Source organism: Tetragenococcus koreensis (genome assembly GCF_003795145.1).
In the GTDB taxonomy this organism is placed as follows: Bacteria; Bacillota; Bacilli; order Lactobacillales; family Enterococcaceae; genus Tetragenococcus; species Tetragenococcus koreensis.
Window position 1 is genome coordinate 1,912,433 of sequence record NZ_CP027786.1, and the last position, 14,508, is coordinate 1,926,940.

Annotated in this window: 12 protein-coding genes and 1 pseudogene; 3 read left to right on the plus strand and 10 right to left on the minus strand. The window is 39.3% G+C overall.

Translation table 11 applies throughout. The features are described from left to right. Window positions 1-1,509 (minus strand): annotated as a pseudogene (locus C7K43_RS09215) (sigma 54-interacting transcriptional regulator); the annotation flags it as partial. Between the two features lie 510 nt (window positions 1,510-2,019). On the opposite strand from C7K43_RS09215, the gene C7K43_RS09220 reads away from it, so the two are divergent. Beyond that, window positions 2,020-3,240, plus strand: a complete 1,221-nt coding sequence (locus tag C7K43_RS09220; RefSeq protein ID WP_124006573.1) for a transposase — start codon at window positions 2,020-2,022, stop codon at window positions 3,238-3,240. A gap of 74 nt (window positions 3,241-3,314) precedes the next feature. Here C7K43_RS09220 and C7K43_RS09225 read toward each other — a convergent pair whose 3' ends face one another. Together C7K43_RS09225 and ltrA are read right to left on the minus strand one after the other, a co-directional pair. Beyond that, window positions 3,315-3,671 (minus strand): group II intron maturase-specific domain-containing protein, encoded by a 357-nt coding sequence (locus tag C7K43_RS09225; RefSeq protein ID WP_124007220.1) that lies wholly within the window; start codon window positions 3,669-3,671, stop codon window positions 3,315-3,317. A gap of 53 nt (window positions 3,672-3,724) precedes the next feature. Continuing rightward, entirely contained in the window at window positions 3,725-4,585 is an 861-nt protein-coding gene (gene ltrA / locus C7K43_RS09230; RefSeq protein ID WP_124005095.1) for a group II intron reverse transcriptase/maturase, read from the minus strand. 672 nt (window positions 4,586-5,257) lie between these two features. On the opposite strand from ltrA, the gene C7K43_RS09245 reads away from it, so the two are divergent. Both C7K43_RS09245 and C7K43_RS09250 read left to right on the plus strand, forming a co-directional pair. Next, on the plus strand, window positions 5,258-6,676 hold the full coding sequence (locus C7K43_RS09245; RefSeq protein WP_124006574.1) for an ISLre2 family transposase: 1,419 nt from the start codon (window positions 5,258-5,260) through the stop codon (window positions 6,674-6,676). Between the two features lie 209 nt (window positions 6,677-6,885). Continuing rightward, window positions 6,886-7,506, plus strand: a complete 621-nt coding sequence (locus C7K43_RS09250) for a DUF924 family protein (protein ID WP_124006575.1) — start codon at window positions 6,886-6,888, stop codon at window positions 7,504-7,506. Here C7K43_RS09250 and C7K43_RS09255 read toward each other — a convergent pair. The 7 genes from C7K43_RS09255 to lacD all read right to left on the minus strand — a co-directional run bounded on the left by C7K43_RS09255 (window position 7,470) and on the right by lacD (window position 14,502). Then, window positions 7,470-8,729: a transposase gene (locus C7K43_RS09255; protein ID WP_124006576.1), complete on the minus strand. Its 1,260-nt coding sequence runs from the start codon at window positions 8,727-8,729 to the stop codon at window positions 7,470-7,472. The genes C7K43_RS09250 and C7K43_RS09255 overlap by 37 nt on opposite strands. A 299-nt stretch (window positions 8,730-9,028) precedes the next feature. Continuing rightward, window positions 9,029-9,427, minus strand: coding sequence for a PTS sugar transporter subunit IIA (locus tag C7K43_RS09260; RefSeq protein WP_124007273.1), 399 nt, complete (start codon window positions 9,425-9,427; stop codon window positions 9,029-9,031). 23 nt (window positions 9,428-9,450) lie between these two features. Then, window positions 9,451-10,260, minus strand: coding sequence for a PTS system mannose/fructose/sorbose family transporter subunit IID (locus C7K43_RS09265; protein ID WP_124006577.1), 810 nt, complete (start codon window positions 10,258-10,260; stop codon window positions 9,451-9,453). After that, window positions 10,247-11,146, minus strand: coding sequence for a PTS mannose/fructose/sorbose/N-acetylgalactosamine transporter subunit IIC (locus C7K43_RS09270; RefSeq protein WP_124006578.1), 900 nt, complete (start codon window positions 11,144-11,146; stop codon window positions 10,247-10,249). Before C7K43_RS09270 ends, C7K43_RS09265 begins: the two co-directional genes overlap by 14 nt. A gap of 14 nt (window positions 11,147-11,160) precedes the next feature. Continuing rightward, the gene (locus tag C7K43_RS09275; RefSeq protein WP_124006579.1) at window positions 11,161-11,637 is read right to left on the minus strand and encodes a PTS sugar transporter subunit IIB; all 477 of its coding nucleotides are present in this window, start codon (window positions 11,635-11,637) and stop codon (window positions 11,161-11,163) included. A 7-nt stretch (window positions 11,638-11,644) separates the two neighbouring features. Next, entirely contained in the window at window positions 11,645-13,447 is a 1,803-nt protein-coding gene (locus C7K43_RS09280) for a glycoside hydrolase family 35 protein (protein WP_124006580.1), read from the minus strand. A gap of 65 nt (window positions 13,448-13,512) precedes the next feature. Beyond that, complete coding sequence (gene lacD / locus C7K43_RS09285) at window positions 13,513-14,502, minus strand: tagatose-bisphosphate aldolase (protein ID WP_124006581.1); 990 nt, start codon at window positions 14,500-14,502, stop codon at window positions 13,513-13,515. Window positions 14,503-14,508: the final 6 nt, after the last annotated feature.

Genomic DNA, 14,508 nt, shown 5'->3' on the forward strand with positions numbered 1-14,508 from the left:
AATTAGTTGATTAATTTGCTGATCTTCCGGTAACCATCGGCTATTTCCTCTTTGAAACAAATAGTAACTAATCGCATATACGCTATTGCCGTCAAAACGAATTTGATAGGAAGCTTCCATCTGCTTAAAGGTATCTCTGATATATTGGGTCAAATAAATTAAGGTTTCATGTTTTTTCTGCCGATCTGTTTCAAATAAAAGAAAATCAAAAAGACGATCCACTTCCACTTTTAATTGGTCTTCACAGTTTTCTAGATGTTCATCGTTTTGCTGAAATTCTGTGAGCATTCGTTCAAAAGAAGTGAGTACTCTTTGCTGCTGCGGTTGATTTCTTCTTGTTAGTTGCTCCATTGTTACATGTTCATCCAAAAGAACATCTTTTTGTATAAACGACTGAATACTAGCACTAGACGCATTTAAAATTGTCTCAGGCAAATGATAGATGGTTATTTTGATCCTCTCATTTTGCTTTTGTTCAGAAAATGCGTTAGCAATTGTTACCTTAATGCTACTCTTTAATTCCCCAATATTTCCTTTAAATTCTGCATTTGTTAATAGCGTCAATACTTGCCCAGTTACCTTGAGTGGACGCCGAATTTTGTTGTATTCAGCCAGTAAAAATGAATAAACGAGTTCCAAACGCTCCATTCGGCTTCTTTCCATTAAAGAAGGTAATTCAATCTGGATTGGGATTCTGCGAATAAAAGTTGTTAAAAAACTACTTTCAAGACTTTCCGTTGTCGCAAAGAAAATCCGAGCATTAATAGGGATGGAGTGATTGGTTTCACCCATGCGATAAATAATCCCTTGATCCAAAAAAGTAAATAACTTTTCTTGCCCTTCAGCGTTCAACCGATGAACTTCGTCTAAAAAAAGAATTCCATTATTTGCCGCTTCAAAAGCGCCTTTTTTATCTTCTTGCGCGCCAGTAAATGCGCCTTTAACATGGCCAAATAAATTACTTGTTAATAACTCAGGATTATTGGCATATTGAGCACAGTTAATTGTCACAAAAGGGGCGTCATCTTTAATCAATTCATTTTCTAAGCAATATTGGTAAATTAGGCGTACTAAAAAGCTTTTACCTGTCCCACTGTCACCAGTAATTAATGCAGGCAGCCCCCCATCAGGGTAAAATAACGCCGCTTTTACTTGTTCAATGGAACGGTTTAAACTTTGATTGTGCCCAATTAATAAAGAAAATAAATCTTTTTCTTGTTCAAATAGCGGTTGTTCTTCTTTTATTTCGTTTGTGCTCTGATAGTTTGTATATTTTAAAGGAAAAAATTGTTGATCAAATGCTGCTTTATGAAAGTAATAAACGGGTCGTGAATTTATTTTAATTAGCTTTTCTTCGTCATTTAGTTGATTCAGATAATGACTAATTGTATTTCTTTTTACTCCAAATACTTCTGCTAGTTTTTTGGCAGTGAACAATTCATCCAAAACGTCTAAATCAAGGAATGCTGTTTGATTTTCTATATAAGTTAGTAATTCTTCTTTCAAAATCTCCACCTTCTGAACCAAATTTAAAAATTGATCGCAACATTATATTTTGTTAACGTTATCAATTTTACTATTGATAATACCACATTAAAGTCATAAAAAGCATAATAATATTTTTCAGATTCACGAAGTATTGAATAATTTTAGTTATTTTCTTTCAAGGATCCTAAGTGTAAAATTTATTGAGGTTATCCCTAGACGAATAAAAAAGAAACCGTTACTCTATTCATTGGGCTTACAGGCACTAATGAATAAAGGCGGTTTCTTATGGAATCTATTGTAACAGATTTAGTTGAAGTAATGAAGAAGGAAACGATTTGAATTTACCCAAAATCTGAAGGGCCTATCCAATAAAAGAAAACTGCGCCGTTATCCCCAGTGGGAAACTGGGCAACGGCGCGGTTTTTCTTTATCCACAAGGCCAATCTGTGGACACAAAAAGCCTTCCGCTATGGTATTATTAAGTTGCACCAAAACAAACCATAAATAACGAAAAGCTAGGTGTATTATACCATGAATCCGACCGATATTTATCAAGTAAAACGAGATTTTTTTCAATTTTCCCAGAAACTCGCGCAAGGATTGGCCAAACCGGATCAAAAATTTATATTCGATATGATTTTTGGCATGGTCAAAAGCCAGTCCCCGCTCCTATCTGATATCGCACGCGCTTTAGAAGAGGATACGCGTCTTCTTTATACCGTGAAACGTTTGTCCCGTCGTGGGGCGGATTTTGACGATTTTCATCCCTTGCACCAAAATTATTTACAAACCATTCAACCTCATTTGCAGGAAGATATGCTGGTCATCGTCGATAACTCCGATATCACGAAGCCTTTCGGCGAACAATTTGAAGCGCTCGCTCGTGTTCATGACGGCTCGCGTGATGGCATAGAAAAAGGGTATATGTCAGCCAATATCGCCATTGCCTCCCCCAGGACGAAACATCCAATCCCGATTTATTCCCATTTGTTTTCGGCTGCGGAAGAATATTTTGACAGTACCAATGTGGAAACCTATAAAGGATTAAACCTGGTGAAGCATTTATTTCAAGAAAAACCCTATACGCTCGTTATGGATCGTGGGTACGATAGTAACGATATGTTCACATTTATGCACAAGCAAGACGCTTCCTTTATCGTTCGGCTCCAAGATAAGCGCTACCTAAAGTATCAGAATAAACGGATCAAGGTGCCTAACTTAGCGTTAAGAAGAAAAGGGAAAATCGCTTTTTCTTCGACCATTAAAGGCAAAAACTATGCGTTGAAAGTCTCTCATATTCCCGTAGAACTTCCCTGTTTACCGAAAGTTCCCTTAAATATGGTGGTCGTCTACGGCTACGGTCAAAAACCCATGAAATTATTGACCAATCACCCCATTAAGAACAAAGAAGACGTCCTAACGATCGTCAAAGCTTATATAACGCGTTGGCGGATTGAAGAAAATTTTCGGGTCCAAAAACAAGAATACCACTTAGAGAAAGTACGTACGCTCCACCTCAATAGCTTACGCTTGATCCATTGTTTCGTGAGTTATTTGATCGGGCATCATAGCCTATTATTAGAAAAAGAAACGTGCTATGTCAAACAAGTGCTTCATCGTGCCAAAGCCACGTTCTCGGACCAAAAGATCCGCTTGAAGCTGTACCGCTTCATTCGAGGGCTGGCCGAGATCCTTCGATTTGATTCGACGGGGATTCAAGCCTATAAAAGGGTGAAATCGAGTAGGAGATGAATGATTATTTCATTCATCGTCCTCTCACACCACCGTACGTACGGTTCCGTATACGGCGGTTCAATAATTTAAGCTTATTTCTCAAGGATTTCATTGAAATCCTTGAGTTTCCATTGTTTGAATTTTTCTTTCGTAAAGATTCGGTGGAGTAGTTTAGACTCGGAAATACGCCAATACGATTTTCGACTATTTGCATAAGTCATGGCTTCTCTGTGAGAAGCCCCTCTTGCTTTCAGTTGTCGATATTTTGTTGACACTTTCTTCCATCTTTTCCAAATAAGGGCGCGCAATCTTCTACGTAAGTGGGTCATTTGTTTCGCTAAGAAAGCCTTTAGTTCCCCTTTCTTATAATAGTTAATCCAACCTTGCGTATATTGATTGATCGATGAGATAATTTCGTCTAGGCTTCCCGATCTTTTCCGATTGGTCAGTTTCTTTAACTGTCTCTTGAACTTTTGTTTGGCCGACGCTGTGGGCCGGCTCTTTACTTTCCCTTATCTTTCCTCAGACGGAATCCGAGGTATTCCAATTGATGCGCCTTTACAATTTGGCTCTTCTCTTGGTTTACCGTGAGTCGTAACTTTCCTTCCAGGAACTGGGTGACACTTTCTTGAACCCTTTGGGCGGCTCGTTCACTTTGTACTAGCACGATAAAATCGTCGGCGTAGCGGATAAAACGATGCCCTCTCTTTTCGAGTTCCTTATCTAGTTGGTCAAGATAGACGTTGGCTAAAAGTGGAGATAAGGGGCTGCCCTGTTGGGCTCCTTGAGGTGTAGAACGGATAATTTCCCCGTCTAGTACGCCCGCATTGAGAAAATTCCAGATTAATTGAAGGATTTCTTTATCAGCGATATACCATTGCATACGATGCATTAGTTTCTGATGATTGATGGTGTCGAAATAACTTTTTAAGTCACAATCCACGACCACATTGTAGCCTTCTTCATAATATTTTCCTGCTTGATCGATTGCCTGTTGGCAATTCTTTCCAGGTCTAAATCCATAACTGTTTTTAGAAAAGGTCGGGTCGATCAAAGGGGTAATGACTTGTAAAATCATCTGTTGTACCACGCGGTCTCGTACGACAGGAATACTCAACTTTCGTTTCTTGCCGTCTTTCTTATCAATCTCTACCCGTTTGGTGGGCTGAGGACGATAAGTCCCTTCTTTCAGTTTTTGAACAAAAGGTTGTCGGTATTTGTTTAGATGTTCCTTGATTTCAAATACGGTCATCTCATCGATGCCTGGTGCTCCTTTGTTCTTCTTTACTTTCTCGATGGCTCGATCAATATTCATCGAACTTACGAGTTCGTCCATTAATGGATAGCCACTTTGGTTCTTCATTTGATTGTCGTGCTCCCTTACGCGCTCCTCATTTCCTCTTTTGCTTCCAGCTTATCCCTCCATGAGTGAGCTACCTCTCGGTCTTTACCACGGTATTGGCTGCGGTCCTGGTGAGCACATCCACCTCCTTGTTTACTTCAAAGTTATTATTGTTCAGTCCTTCGTATCGTAAGATACTACTATGACCTCGGCTGACTTCTATCGATTCGTTGTTACTACGATTGATTGCATTCGCTCGATAGACCTCCTCGGGTAAGGCGCGATCACCTTCCACTCATCTCACTGCTTCATTTACTGGATAGGATTCGGGCAGTATCGGACTTTGCTTTGTTTTGCAAGCTCATCCGTCCCAATCCAGCCTTCTTATGAAGTTCCTGTTCGTCAGTGCGAGTGTTTGCCTCCAGCTTCCTTCAGATTCCACCTCGCGATGGACACCCTTGCTTTTGGCTAACAGTTCCTACTGCCAAGCCTGTAGTGGACTTTCACCACCAAGTTATCGCCCATGCCGAGCGCACAAAACGGCCCAGGGCTCATCAACTCGCGCTCGCTGTGTGAAGCGATAATTGAATATTTTTAAAAAACGCACATTATTTTGTGCGTGCTATTTGTGTGTCTTATTTTCGCAAAAGTAGCCCCTAATAATTGTTCAAAAGGAAAAACCAATAAAATAACATAGATTGCACGATCTTTTACGTAAAATGGGTAAATTCAAAGGAAACGAATTTTTTAGCAAGGGAAAAAGCCATGATGGTCTTTTTTGCCCAACTCCTAGCGACGATAACACAACTTGCTTTTCAAATTCTCGATGCGGAGGTTTCGACCCAATGCAAGAAGGAAGGCTTTCAAGTGGATCGTAAAAATGAACGAACGGTGACTTTTTTATTTGGCAGCGTGACCTATGTTCGCCGCCGAATGAAAAATCAAGCCAATGAAATTCGTTATCCTTTGGATGAATTTCTAGGGATTCGAAAGAGCTTCCGTTATAGTTCTCTTGTGCTACGCAACGTTTCTCAATTGGGGTCCATCATGGTCTATCGTCACGTTTCCCAAGCGATTGATTGTTTGACTTCTTGGCGTATGAGCCACCAAAATGTGCAACAACTGGTGGTCAAAACCGGGGGACTGATTCAGACGCGAAGTACTCATGAAAGTCGCTACGACGGGATCATTTCTAAGAAAAAAGTGCCCTATTTATATTTAGAAGGCGACGGAGTGAAGATTGGCGGTCAGAAGAAGCAGTCGCTAGAAATCCATCGTTTTCAAGTATGTGAAGGGAGCCAGAAAGTCGGGAATCGCACGGAAATGATCGCCCCGCACTTTGTCAGTCATCTTAACCGACAACAAGCGCAAAAAGAAATAATGAACTATATTCAAGCGCATTATGATCTAACAAATACCGTTGTCGTTTCCAATAGTGACGGTGGTTCAGGCTATGAAAAAGCCGTGTTTGATGAACTTTCCTTAGGCTGTTTACGTCATGAACACTTTCGTGATCGGTATCATGTCCATCGGAAAATCAAAGAACGCCTGTCTTTTGTCCCACAACTTCAAAATCGGATGATCCAGGCGATTCAACATTATAATTGGCCAGAGGTCCAACTTGTCTTAGACACCTCGGAAAGTTTGATCGAAGAAAAGGAAGCTGAAACCTTAGAACAATTACGCTTACTCCATCATTATCTTCAAAGGAATTGGCCGTATTTAAAACCTCGGAAAGCCCGAGGAATCGTGGATCCCAAAGCTTGTATTGGTACAATCGAAAGCACCCATCGGAAGATGACCTACCGGATGAAGCGCCAAGGACGGTTATGGACAAAAACGGGCGCGCAGGCCATGATTCGTGTCATTGATAGTTTAAGAAACCAAGAATTTGATGGTTGGTTGAACCAATATGAAGCTCTTCCTAACGACGTAGTCGCCCAGGAAAAGCGTTGGAAAGCCATGAAACGTTGGGTACAGAAAAAGCCTAACTTTCAAACGCATGAAGGGGCATTTAAGGGCCAAATCGGCGAAGGAAAAGCCAAAAGTGCGCCCTTAGGCCAATTCGCCAAAGGGTTGGAGCAATTAATAACGACACCGAATTATATCTAATAAAAACTTGTTTTTGTTAGATATCATGAGGTCTAACCGAACGAACGTGAGGTAAAAAAATACAAAAGTGTCTGTCCCAAAGGTCATTTTTTATTCGACCTCAAAAAATTTGACACATACTCAAGGATCTAATTGTTTTTAAAGAGCATTGGATATCGGTTATTATTAGAAGAAAGTAAATAAAAAAATGAACTTCAAAGGAGAATTCTATGCAGACACCAGAGACAGTTTTATATTTTTGGTTCCATGAACTTTCACCAGAACAATTATTCAATGGCGGCAGCGAAGTTGACCAACTGATCACTGAGCGATTTAAAGGATTGCATCTGCAAGCCACCCGAGGAGAGCTCGACAACTGGCGCACTACAATCCAGGGTCGCTTAGCAGAAATTATTATACTCGACCAATTTTCTCGCAATATCTACCGAGGCAAACCAGAATCCTTTGCCTTTGATTCTGCGGCACTGATTCTGGCACAAGAAGCATTAAAAACTGAGCAGACTCATGGCCTAACTCCCGAAGAACTTGGCTTTTTATTAATGCCTTTTATGCACTCCGAGTCAAAAAAAATCCATCAAATTTCCTTACAGTTATTTGCTCAACCGGGTCTTGAAAAATACTTAGATTACGAAAAACAACATAAAAAAATTATTGATCGTTTTGGGCGGTATCCCCATCGAAATGCCATTCTTGGGAGAGTATCAACTACAGGAACCAATTTCATAATTCACTTTTTCAGAAAAGCAAACACTCATCCAATTTCGAAATGGACAATTTTTTCGAAATTCTATGACTATTTCTTTTCCATTGTTATCTTAGCGACACGCTGATTGGCAAAGTTTCGCGCATTATAAGTGAGTTGGATCAAGTGATAAAAAGCAATCGCATGACTGGGTTGATAAAAACGGGTATTGTCTAGCTGGTAATTTTCTTTTAAATACCCATTAACACGTTCGACACTGCTTCGTTCATTGTATTTCAATTTCCAGGCACGCGTTCCTCGAGCTGGATGATTATACTTTCTTGGGTCATTCATTTGTTTGACTTTGATGACTTTTTGGCAAAGCCCTTCGTGCTGTAGTGGACAATCTCTACAATATTTTTCGGGTCGAGCATATTTCAACGCCCCATATCTTTTATCATAACTGTCATATTTATAACCATATTCAAACAGACAGGTCGGTGCGTAGTGAGCGTCTACTTCGCCATCGTTTTTCGCTATTCGTTTTAATGGAATGATGGGTTCGATATCTAAGGCGTGACATTCCTGATAGATTTCTTTGGCGTCATAGCCTTTATCTAAAGAGAGATAAGGGGCCTCTTTTTCCATTCTTAACGCTTCTGCCACCTTGCGAATGGTGGGAATCGCTAAAATAACATCTGAAGCAAAAGCAGAAGCGATATGCATGTTTAAAATATATTGGCTTTTCGTAGAAACAGCGAGTGTCCCTTTATAGCCAAACCAAAAATAATTCTTGTCTTGACTATTTTTCTTCACGCCCCATGAAGCATAAGAAGGGAGGGTCTCAAGAATGGCTTCTGTGGTCATGCTTCGTTGTGCTTCAGTCGATGGGAGCTTTGGATTATCTGTTTTTACAGGCTTTGTCCGTGCTTCGATCGAAGTCACATCAATCGCCACATTCTCTGTAAAAATGTCCAACTCTTCATGAATGAGTTGGAGTAATTGCTGGTTTACCCTTTCCAAAACAGAAAGATGGTTTGCCAAGATCGCCATCACTCGCGAATAGGTGGCTTCTGAAGGAATGGGTTCAGAATAAAGAAAACCGACGCTTAGTTTCAAACGTAAATCACTTTTCAAACGTTGAATCAAGGCTTTTTGTGTAGGAATTTTCTGATCAATACGTGCCATTAAGGAACGGAGGACCGCTTCATAATTGACGGTAATAGACGGTCCGACTTTCGTATCTTTTTGAAATAAATCTAACACTTTTGTCCAATCGATTGGGGAGAAAATTTCTTTATACTTCTCCTGAATATCTAATTTTTCTAAATAATCGATGTCAAATAAGGTTGGTTGTTGTATAATAGACATAAGGAATCCCTCCTGGAGTACTTGTCTGTCTAGGACAACCTAAGTGTACCATATGGGGAGGTTCCTTTTTTGTGTTTTTTGAACGTATTGTCATATCAAGGGTTTAACAAGGCAATGAATTATGAAATTGATTCACAGAGGAAAACACGTTTTTGACTGAACCAGGCAGTTCGTTTTGACTTGTTTTACTCTGTTTTCCCCTTTTATTAAAAAAACGTTGAAAGAGCAAGCATTAGCGCTTGCTCTTTCAACGTTTGAATTATATAGCTTTTAGCAGATATAAAAACGAACCTTTACGATCACTCCTCGTCATCGTCTGCGGCTATTACTGCATTCACCCAGGTAACATTACTCCTTGCCGCATTGACTAAGTCCAAGTCTTTACCAACCATTTCACTATTGATAAAATCGATAACCATTGGCATATTCATTCCTGAGTATAGATTAATATTAGCTCCTGTCATAATCATTTTCGCGACAACGTTACAGGGAGTTCCGCCCATTAAATCACACAATACGACAAAATCATCTAATTGACTGATTACTTTTTCGAATTTTTCTTTATATTGTTCTGGATCTTCTTCAGGTAAAAGAGCGACGGTATAAATATTTTTCTGCGGACCCATAATCATTTCCGTGCTTTTCTTCAGTTCCTCACAAAGTCGACCATGACTGATCAAAACTAACTGCTTTGCCATCGTACTCATTCAACTCCTTCTACCTAATTTCCAATAATGCCCAATGCTGACAAGGCAACACTCACGATTAAAACAATAAAGATCGCTTTCGTTGAAGTCATATTTTTCTTTCCTAATAGCCAGTAAACCCCACCAACAATTGCTGCTGGTATCAGTTTTGGCATAATCATATCTAAACTATTTTGCAAATCCAGCGGTACACCGCCGATACTTGGTGCTGCAGCAATATTGACATTAATCATAGTCGCAACTAAGGCCCCTACCATGAATACCCCTAGCAAGGTTGCAGCATCGGTTAAAGCAGCCAGTTGATCTTGCATGTCCGTTATTAAAGAAACCCCTTGTCGATGAGCAATTTCTAGTTGCTTCCAACGAAAAATCATCACTAAAACTTGCGCTACTATCCAAATCAAAACACCTACTGCGCTTCCGTTGGTTGCCATATTTGCAGCTAAAGCCCCAAAAATTGCTGGTATCAATGCCGCGAAGATAGAGTCGCCTATGGCCGCAAAAGAGCCCATCAAACCAACTTTTAGTCCATTTACTGTTTCTTTTCCATCAATTCCTTGTTCTTCTTCAACGGCTAAATCAATACCTGTGATAATAGTATTAAAGAAATTGGATGTATTAAAGAATTGGGTATGAACTTTCATCATTTCTTTTAATTCGGGCGTATCATCACCATAAATTTTACGTAATTGTGGTAAGATCAGATATAAATACCCAGTCCCTTGCATACGCTCATAGTTCCAGCCTGCTTGAAAGGTCAACAAACTTCTACGGTTGATTTGATTAAAATCTTTTTTTGTTAACTTATAATTAGAGTTCGTCATCTTCAATTTCCCCCTCTGTTGACTCCTCTTGAGTGTTTGCTGTGGTTTGCTGTGGTGTACCTTTGCCATTTTGCCCATTCTTATAACTAATTGTAGCTAAGGCAAGACCAATCAAGGTAATCGCCAGCATAGGTAAAGCATTGAATGTTCCTTCAAAGTTTTCTACGACTTCAGCTACATTTTCTCCTAACAATTGAATGTCGCTAAATACTACAGTTAATAAAGCAGTTATGGTGAAACCTAGTATAAGATAGGGTAAGTGTTTTTTGACTGGTAAATAACGTAGTAAAATAGCAAAACCAACAGCTGGTAAAACAGCACCAGCAACTTCCAATCCATCTCCTAACCATTGCAGTTCATTATTTAAGACACCAACCACACTTTGAACCAGACCACCGCCAAAAGTTAAAGCTAAAAATACGGGGACCATCCGAGACAGCGTCCAGGGCGCAATGCCTAGTAAGAAATTACGTTCGATCCCTTTGTAATCAAATTCTTCAATCTTTTTATCTATACGATGTGCAAAAAAAGTATTGGCAAAACGCGCCAAAATATCTAGTTGGACTAACAAACTAGCTACCGGGACGCCAATTGCTGAAATGGCTTGTTGTGGATTCATTCCCAAAGAAACAGAAAAAGCCGTCGCCATAATCGTTCCTGTGTTGGCATCGATACGTGTCGCTCCTCCAAATGTTCCTACGCCTAAAATCGTCAGTTGCAGCGAGCCGCCGATCACCAGACCTGTGGTTAAATCTCCCATGATCAAACCACTGATCATCCCTGCAAAAACAGGGGAACTTGCTGAAGAGTAAATGTGTAACTCATCCCAAATTTGATAACCTGCATACAATGTTAATAAAAGAATCTGCCACCATGTAATTGTCATGATTTTCCCTCCCCCTATGCTTTCAAAAGACTCATAAAGTCTTCAGCTTTGTCATTGGGTACCATTTGGGAAATCAAATGAACCCCTTTTTCATTTAATAATTTAAAGTTTTCAACATCATCATCTGTTACATTAATCGAACGTGTTATTGAGCGCGTTTCATCGTTTTGTGACATATTACCGATATTGATTTCTTCAATAGGAACCCCTTTTTCCGTTAGTGTTACAAAATATTCAGGTCGTTTTGCGATAATCAATAATCGCTGTGAATCATATTTACCAGCTAAAATGTTATTTATGGCTTTTTCAATTGGCAAAACACTTAACTTCACGCCAGTTGGTGTGGCCATTTTCAATCCGCTTTTTTCGACATCATTCGTTGCTACTTCATCATCTACTACCATAATGCGTGTAATATTTAATTTTGTGGTCCATAAATTAGCTACTTGTCCATGAACAAGCCGTCCGTCGATTCTTGCTGCGATAATCATTGTTTTTTTACCCTTCTTTCATCGTTTTAAATACAGGTACTGCTAGCAAATTGATCTTTGGCTGATAACGCCCTTCCGTTTCAAAAATAACGATTTTATTATTGCCTGGATTTAAATATCCTTTGGGTATATATAACGAAAGTGTCGGTCCAACTTCCCAAAAGCGCCCTATATTTACATCATTAACGAAAACTATGCCTTTTCCAAAACCACTTAGATCGATAAAACAATCTCTAGGATCTTCAATCTCTGTGTCAAACTGATAAAAACTTGGCACTCCTTCCTCCCATTTCCCTGTAAAATCAATTGTTTGACTCGTTTCAAACGGCAAACAAAACTGCTGCCAATTGGTAACAAAATGTAAGTCTGCCATCACTCCTTGACGTAACCCTTTTCTCTGTGTGTCTGCAAGTAATTTGGGACCATAGTTTACACGTCCCATATTTTCCATTAACAAATCAAGTTGCGACCCCTCCTCTTTTTGCCAAATAAAGATATCTTCTCCAATTTCATTTTGATTCTGCGTTGCCACCCATTCATAATCGACAAAAAGCTGCGCACGATCCCTACCGTCAATCATTCGAATCTTTTCTTTGTCAGCATCTTTAGAGATTATCGTTCGATACAATAGATATCCTGTGTTTTGTCCAAGTTCTTCCATTGTTTTTGGGTAGACGGATGAAACAGGTCGACTGATCGCATCGATTGTGGCAAAAAGAGAAACTTTTGCTGTTAAAGGAATACCTTTCATCGTCATACTTTCTTTGACCAACGGCTCTTTTTGCTGAATTTCTGGATAATAGTGATGCAGCATCCGAGAAATCGCGTAATATTTTTCCGTTGGATTTCCTTCTTCATTTAAAGGCGCACCATAGTCATAGGATGTAATCTGGGGAAGGTCGGTTTGTCTTCGCGCGGAACAGCCATTCATAAAACCAAAGTTGGTTCCACCATGGAACATATATAAATTAATACTACCTAATTCAAGTACTTCGTGGATCGCTTCAGCCAATTCCTCTGGTTCACGCTCCACAATGGGTTCTTGCCAACGGTTAAACCAGCCATCCCAAAACTCCATACACATTAACGGCCACTTTTTATCATACTCATCAAAAAATGCTTGCATTGAGGTAAAGTTTTCTTTGGCTTTAGATCCAAAATTACCCGTTGTAAGAATATCGTCTTCGATCATACTTCCTGCTCTTAAGGTCGCCCGCCAAGGACCATCCGAAGTAAAGAAAGGAAGATCGATTCCCTTTTGCCGCATCAATTTAACCATCGTACGCAAGTATTCTTTTTCTTCTCCGAATGAACCATATTCATTTTCTACTTGCATCATTAAGATATTTCCGCCTTGCGATAATTGATAAGGGGAAAGTTTGGCCATTAATACATCGTAGTAGGCATCCACATGAATTAGGTAATCTGGATCACTCGTTCGAATTTGACAATTTTCATTTAATAACCAAGCCGGCAAGCCACCAAATTCCCATTCTGCACATATATATGGTGATGGACGAACAATCGCATATAATCCCATTTCTTGAGCGATTTTTAAAAACCTTTCTAAATCAAGGATTCCGTCAAAACAAAAGTTTCCTTTCGTCGGTTCATGCATATTCCACGGAACGTAAGTCTCAACCGTATTAAATCCAAGCGCTTTCAAATTATATAAGGAATGGTACCAATCATCTGGATGAATACGAAAATAATGAATCGCACCAGATAATATCTTAAAAGGTTTGTTATCCAATAAAAAATCTTCTTTGATTTCGAATATAGTCTTTCCCTCCTTTGATAGCGGTTTCAATTATGGCATAAAAACAAGCAATAATTGAAACCCCTTAAACATGTAATGATATAAGCTTCATTGACTTATTCCACTTCCACTTTATCATGCCAAGAACTAGCTGTTTGTTTCAATACTTGATTCAATGTCTCAATGTTTTCTTTTCCTTGGGTTCTTAACCAATCCAAAGCTTCCTTTTCACCCTTTTCAATAAAAGGAGCCACACCATTTTTCCAGGTTGCTCGTCCACAAAGAACACCATTAAACGTAGATCCCGCTTCTTTGGCTAAAACAAGTGATTCTTGAAACATTTCAGTTGATACCCCAGCGCTTAAGAAAATAAACGGCAGGTCAGTTATTTGGCTTTGTGCTTTAAAATAAGCTTTTGCTTCCTCTTTGGTATAAATTGCCTCCTCATCCGTATAACCTGCAACAAATTTCATATTTACCGGAATTTCAACTTTCAACACGTCTGCTTTATATTGTGGTTTTGAAAATTCTTTCATCATTTCAATGACTTTATGCGGTTTAACTTTAGCAAATTCTTTTGAATTTGTATCTGCATTTTGTGCATCATAAGAAAGTAATTCTAAATAAAATGGAATTTCTTCAGCAGCACATTCACTACCTAAGCGTTCAATAAAAACATGCTTCAGATGATTAATATGCGGATCTTCGTCTATATCATAATAAAGCAAAAATTTCACTGCATCGGCACCTTCAGCTTTTAGACGTAAGGCTGACCAATCTTCTAATAGATCTGGTAGGCGTCCTAATTGAGTCGTATCATAGCCGCTTTTTTCATATGCCAGCAGCAAACCAGCTTGGTCATCGCGCACATTTGCTGCTTTTAAGCCATATTCAGGATCCAACAAAATTGCTGAAGTATAGGAAGTTAATTCTTGTGATACTAGTGCTTTAAATTCTTCGATCGTTTTTCCTTTAGGTTCACCATCAAGCGCATTAATCATTTTCTTTAAAGCACCACGCTGATCAATCGCTAGTGCGTTGATGATCCCATCAGAGGTAGATAATTTATCCATTTTTTCTTTCTTTGCTTTGGACAGTTTCAGCATCGATTG